Consider the following 6149-nt stretch of genomic DNA (forward strand, 5'->3'; position numbering starts at 1 on the left):
ATGAACGTGTTCAGCAAATCGTTGTACGTTTAGTATCTGACTTATTCCAAGCGATTGAAGATTTAGATTTAAGCCAATCTGAAGTTTGGAAAGGTCTTGAGTACTTTACTGATGCTGGTCAAGCAAACGAATTAGGTCTTTTGGCTGCTGGTTTAGGTCTTGAGCATTTCCTTGATTTACGTGCAGATGAGAAAGATGCTCAAGCAGGTATTACAGGTGGTACTCCACGTACAATTGAAGGTCCATTGTATGTCGCTGGTGCACCAGAATCAGTTGGTTTTGCACGTATGGATGATGGTTCTGAAGAAGGCAAAATCCCAACTTTGATTATTGAAGGTATCGTTAAAGATACTGAAGGTAACATCATTGAAGGCGCTAAAGTTGAAGTTTGGCATGCAAACAGCTTAGGTAACTACTCGTTCTTTGATAAGTCTCAATCTGACTTCAACTTACGTCGTACGATCTTCACGGATGCACAAGGTCAATATACAGCATTAACCACAATGCCTGTAGGTTATGGCTGCCCACCAGAAGGTACAACTCAGTTTGTATTAGACAAACTTGGTCGTCATGGTAACCGCCCTTCACACGTGCATTACTTCGTCACTGCACCTGGCTACCGTAAATTAACTACGCAGTTCAACATCGAAGGTGATGAATACCTTTGGGATGACTTTGCATTTGCGACGCGTGATGGCTTAGTGGCAACTGCTGTAGACGTAACTGATGAAGCTGAAATTGCTCGTCGTGGTCTGAAAGGTGCGTTCAAACATATTCAATTTGACATTGAATTAGTGAAAGACGTTGAAGGTGCGCCTTCTACTGAAGTTGAACGCCGCCGCGCATCAGCTTAAATCAATTAGTCGGAATCGGGATAAGTCAATTATCCCGATGACTTCCCCTCAATTTGGAAAGTCGGAGAACGTCCATGCCACGTATTCCTGTAATTAATACCAGCCATCTAGATCGTCTTGATGAGTTACTTGTAGACAACTTTGAGACAGGTGAGTTTAAACTTCATCGTTCAGTTTTCACTGATCAAGCCCTTTTTGACCTTGAAATGAAATACATCTTTGAGGGTAATTGGGTTTACTTGGCACACGAAAGCCAAATTCCAAATAACAATGATTATTACACGACACACATCGGTCGTCAGCCAATCGTGATTGCTCGTAACCGTCAAGGCGAGCTAAATGCAATGATCAATGCGTGTTCACACCGTGGTGCACAACTTTGCCGTAACAAACGTGGTAATAAGGCTACTTATACTTGCCCATTCCATGGTTGGACGTTCAATAACTCAGGCAAACTTTTAAAAGTTAAAGACCCAACAGATGCAGGTTATTCTGACTGCTTTAACAAAGAAGGATCACATGATCTTAAGAAAGTTGCACGTTTTGAAAGTTATAAAGGCTTCTTATTCGGTAGCTTAAACCCAGACGTCTTGCCATTAGAAGAATTCTTAGGTGAAACGACTAAAATTATCGATATGATCGTGGGTCAGTCTGATCAAGGTTTAGAAGTTTTACGTGGTGCCTCAACTTATACATACGAAGGAAACTGGAAACTCACTGCTGAAAATGGTGCAGATGGTTACCATGTATCTGCAGTTCACTGGAATTATGCTGCGACTACGCAACAACGTAAAGAAAAACAAGCTGGCGACAATATCCGTGCAATGAGCGCAGGATCTTGGGGTAAACAAGGCGGTGGTTCTTACGGTTTTGAAAATGGTCACATGTTGCTTTGGACACAATGGGCTAACCCTGAAGACCGCCCTAACTTCCCTAAAGCAGATGAATACTCTGAGAAATTCGGTCCTGCTATGTCGAAGTGGATGATCGAGCGCTCACGTAACCTTTGCTTATATCCAAACGTTTATTTGATGGATCAGTTCGGTTCACAAATCCGTGTACTTCGCCCAATTGCTGTCGATAAAACTGAAGTAACAATTTACTGCATCGCACCTGTAGGTGAAGAGCCAGAAGCTCGCGCACGCCGTATTCGTCAATATGAAGATTTCTTCAATGCTTCAGGTATGGCGACACCAGATGACTTAGAAGAATTCCGTGCATGTCAAGCAGGTTATGCTGGTATCGAACTTGAGTGGAACGATATGTGCCGTGGCTCAAAGCATTGGATCAATGGCCCAGATGATGCAGCAAACGAAATTGGCCTAAAACCTAAACTTTCAGGCGTTAAAACTGAAGACGAAGGTTTATACCTTGCGCAACATCAACATTGGTTAGAAGAAATGAAACGTGCGATTAAAGCAGAACAAGCTTTAGCTGAACAAGGAGATAACGCATGAGTAACGCGAATCTTGAAGCAACTTTAGAATCAGTGAGCCAGTTCTTATTTAAAGAAGCGCGCCTACTTGATGATGAACAGTGGGATGAATGGTTAGAGTGCTATGCACCTACAGCATCGTTCTGGATGCCATCTTGGGATGACTACAATACATTAACTGAAGATCCTCAATCAGAAATCTCGTTAATTTATTATCCAGATCGTCAAGGTTTAGAGGACCGCGTGTTCCGTATCAAAACTGAACGCTCTTCTGCAACAATGCCTGATACACGTACAAGCCACAATATTAACAATATTGAAATTCTTGAACGTCATGAAGATAAGGTTGTTGTTCGTTTCAACTGGAATACTTTAAGTTACCGCTACCAAAAGTCGTACAGCTACTTCGGCATGTCACGCTACGAAATCAATTTGTCTGGTGAAAAACCACAAATTTTAAATAAATATGTGGTACTTAAAAATGATTACATCAACCAAGTAATCGACGTATATCACCTGTAATTAGTAAATAACAAGTTCAGTAACTACCAAATGGAATTTTGGTAGTTACACCAAAAAATTGTTCAAAAGATTCTTAAAGGATATTCAGCCATGTCAAACCATAATGTTGCACTTCAATTTGAAGATGGCGTAACCCGATTTATTTCAGTTGCACAAGGCGAAACGCTTTCTGACGCTGCATATCGTCAAAAGATTAATATTCCGCTGGATTGCCGTGATGGTGCATGTGGTACTTGTCGAGCTTTTTGTGAGTCTGGCAGCTATGACATGCCTGAAGAAACTTATATTGAAGATGCACTTACACCAGAAGAGGCTGAGCAAGGCTATATCTTAGCTTGCCAGTGCCGTCCTACTTCAGATGCAGTTTTCCAAATTCAAGCATCATCTGATGTATGTAAAACTCAAATTCATCAATATCAAGGTACACTTTCTCGTGTAGAAAACTTATCTGAATCTACAATTACCTTTGATATTCAACTAGACGAGGGTCAGCCAGATATCAATTTCCTTGCTGGTCAGTATGTAAATGTAGGTATTCCTGGATCAACTGAAACACGTTCATACTCTTTCAGCTCTAAGCCAGGTAACCGTTTGACCGGCTTTGTTGTTCGTAACGTTCCTAACGGTAAGATGAGTAGCTTCTTAAGCAGCGAAGCGAAAGTCGGCGACAAAATGACATTCACTGGTCCATTTGGTAGCTTCTACTTACGTAATGTAGTACGCCCTGTAGTAATGCTTGCTGGTGGTACAGGTATTGCTCCATTTATGTCGATGCTTCAAGTATTAGAAGAAAAAGGTTCTGAACATCCAGTACGTTTAGTTTTTGGTGTAACCAATGACTTTGACCTAGTTGCTATTGAAGAACTCAACAAACTTCAAGAAAAACTTGATTGGTTTGAATACCGTACCGTAGTTGCAAACCCAGAATCTGCACACGAACGTAAAGGTTATGTGACAGGCCACATTGAAACTGAATGGCTCAACGGTGGTGATGTAGACGTTTACCTCTGTGGTCCTGTTCCTATGGTAGATGCAGTTCGTGGTTGGTTAGATGCTGAAGGCGTTAAACCTGCAAACTTCTTATTCGAAAAATTCTCTGCGAATTAAAGTGGAGAGGAACATGAATCAAAGATTTGAAAATAAAATCGTAATCGTCACTGGTGCCGCTCAAGGCATCGGTCGCGGTGTTGCTCTTCAAGCAGCTAGCGAAGGTGCAAAAGTTGTACTGGCTGACCGTGCTGAATACGTGAAGACCACACTTGAAGAAATTACGACTCAAGGTGGCACAGGTGTTACTGTCTTAGCTGATCTTGAAACCTATGCTGGTGCACAATCCGTTGTAAATAAAGCGATCGAGATTTTTGGCCGAATTGATGTGCTGATCAACAATGTTGGTGGTGCGATTTGGATGAAACCTTTTGAAGAGTTTTCTGAAGAGGAAATTATTAAAGAGATCAATCGTTCTTTATTTCCAACTTTATGGAGTTGTCGTGCAGTTTTACCACACATGCAACACCAAAAATCTGGTGTGATCGTGAATGTATCATCTATCGCCACATGTGGAATTAACCGTCTTCCATATTCTGCAGCTAAAGGTGGTGTAAATAGTTTTACTCAATCAATGGCATTTGCACATGCTAAAGATGGTATCCGCATCAATGCAGTGGCTACAGGTGGTACTGAAGCTCCACCACGTGTAATTCCACGTAATACTTCACCACTATCTGAGCAAGATCAAGCTTGGATGCAAGAAGTGGTTGATCAAACAATTGACCGCAGCTACATGAAACGCTATGGCACTATTCAAGAACAAGTAAATGCTATTTTGTTCCTTGCTTCAGATGAGTCTTCATACATTACAGGCACAGTCGTACCTGTAGGTGGTGGTGATCAGGGTTAACCCTGATCACGGACTCTTTAAATTCACAGGATCATTGACGCAAGGAGGCAAATACAATGGCAACCCTGTTTAAAACACTAAAAGAAGATTGGTCTATTTCCGCCACTGTCGCTGGCTTTTTAGCTGTATTGATTTCATATGCCGGACCATTAATTATTTTCTTTCAAGCAGCACAACAAGCCCAAGTTTCACCAGACATGATGATTTCATGGATTTGGGGTATCTCAATTGGTGCTGCTGTAGCTGGAATTCTATTATCAATAAAATTTAAAGTTCCTGTCATTACCGCTTGGTCGGCACCTGGTACTGCTCTGCTAGTCACACTTTTTCCAGATATATCACTGAATGAAGCAGTTGCTGCATATATCACTACAGCTGTAGTGATTTTCATCATTGGTATTACTGGATATTTCGACAAACTATTGGCTTTGATACCGCAATCAGTGGCTGCAGGAATGATGGCTGGTATCTTATGTCAGTTCGGATTTGGTCTTTTTACCGCGACCAATACCATGCCATATATCGTGTTTGGAATGCTTATTTCGTATCTGATTGCTAAGCGTTTAACACCTCGATATGCCATGCTTTTTGTATTGGCAGCTGGTATTTTCATGAGTTTAGTCCTCGGAAAATTCAATGCTGTGAATATGGAGTTTTCACTTGCAATACCCCAATTCATTGCGCCCGAGTGGACGCTTAACTCTTTTCTAAATCTTGCAGTACCTCTTATTTTAGTCAGCCTTTCTGGTCAATTTTTACCTGGCATGGCAATTTTGAAATTAAGTGGCTATGACATTCAAGCAAAACCCATTATTACCACTACCAGTATCGCATCGTTAGCTGTTGCTTGTGTGGGCGGAATCACCATTGTCCTGGCATCAATAACAGCCGCACTCTGTACAGGAAAAGATGCACATGAGCTCAAAGAGAAACGTTATATCGCAGGTATTGCGAACGGTATTTTCTATATTTTAGGTGGTTTATTTGCAGGCAGCATTGTGATGCTTTTTAGCTTACTGCCTAAAGAACTTGTTGCTGCATTAGCAGGTTTAGCACTTTTAGGTGCTATTGCTACAAATTTACACGTTGCTATGTTCCAAGAAAAGGATCGTGACGCAGCTCTCCTTACTTTCTTGGCGACTGTTTCAGGTATGCAATTTTTAGGTTTAAGTTCAGTTTTTTGGGGAATCTGTATTGGTATTTTAGCGCACGTGATTTTAACGAAGCGTCAAAATACTACCCCATCATCGTCTACATCGACCTGATCATATTAAAGGTAAATGTAGATCGTTTGTTTAGGAAGTGATTATGATTGATAAAAGCTCAGCGTCTTTAACCGAAGCCCTCTCCCAAATTAAAGACGGTTCAACCATTATGATTGGTGGGTTTGGTACTGCAGGTCAGCCTGCTGAACTCATCGATGGCTTAATTGAACTCG

At 41.3% G+C, this 6149-nt stretch carries 7 protein-coding genes; all 7 read left to right on the forward strand.

Features of this window, described 5'->3' with window-relative positions; all coding sequences use genetic code 11:
* On the forward strand, nt 1-854 hold an 854-nt coding region (catA, locus tag AC1M9C_RS14810; protein WP_481953967.1), incomplete at its 5' end, for a catechol 1,2-dioxygenase.
* Between the two features lie 74 nt (nt 855-928).
* A complete protein-coding gene (gene benA / locus AC1M9C_RS14815; RefSeq protein WP_035270495.1) occupies nt 929-2311 on the forward strand; it encodes a benzoate 1,2-dioxygenase large subunit in 1383 nt (460 codons plus the stop codon).
* Complete coding sequence (gene benB, locus AC1M9C_RS14820) at nt 2308-2811, forward strand: benzoate 1,2-dioxygenase small subunit (protein ID WP_035270498.1); 504 nt, start codon at nt 2308-2310, stop codon at nt 2809-2811. The genes benA and benB overlap by 4 nt, the downstream gene beginning before the upstream one ends.
* A 90-nt stretch (nt 2812-2901) precedes the next feature.
* A complete protein-coding gene (benC, locus tag AC1M9C_RS14825) occupies nt 2902-3918 on the forward strand; it encodes a benzoate 1,2-dioxygenase electron transfer component BenC (protein WP_035270501.1) in 1017 nt (338 codons plus the stop codon).
* A gap of 13 nt (nt 3919-3931) precedes the next feature.
* Complete coding sequence (locus AC1M9C_RS14830) at nt 3932-4711, forward strand: 1,6-dihydroxycyclohexa-2,4-diene-1-carboxylate dehydrogenase (RefSeq protein WP_481588082.1); 780 nt, start codon at nt 3932-3934, stop codon at nt 4709-4711.
* 56 nt (nt 4712-4767) lie between these two features.
* Nucleotides 4768-5976: a benzoate/H(+) symporter BenE gene (gene benE / locus AC1M9C_RS14835; RefSeq protein WP_180000663.1), complete on the forward strand. Its 1209-nt coding sequence runs from the start codon at nt 4768-4770 to the stop codon at nt 5974-5976.
* A gap of 43 nt (nt 5977-6019) precedes the next feature.
* A partial coding sequence (locus tag AC1M9C_RS14840; protein ID WP_481588083.1) for a CoA-transferase occupies nt 6020-6149 on the forward strand: 130 nt, incomplete at its 3' end.

Source organism: Acinetobacter sp. 24-47-39 (assembly GCF_056783825.1).

What these genes read in the sequence shown, in the direction of transcription:
- benA (WP_035270495.1), top strand. Translation starts at nt 929, where the DNA reads ATGCCACGTATTCCTGTAATTAATACCAGCCATCTAGATCGTCTTGAT.
- benB (WP_035270498.1), top strand. Translation starts at nt 2,308, where the DNA reads ATGAGTAACGCGAATCTTGAAGCAACTTTAGAATCAGTGAGCCAGTTC.
- benC (WP_035270501.1), top strand. Translation starts at nt 2,902, where the DNA reads ATGTCAAACCATAATGTTGCACTTCAATTTGAAGATGGCGTAACCCGA.
- AC1M9C_RS14830 (WP_481588082.1), top strand. Translation starts at nt 3,932, where the DNA reads ATGAATCAAAGATTTGAAAATAAAATCGTAATCGTCACTGGTGCCGCT.
- benE (WP_180000663.1), top strand. Translation starts at nt 4,768, where the DNA reads ATGGCAACCCTGTTTAAAACACTAAAAGAAGATTGGTCTATTTCCGCC.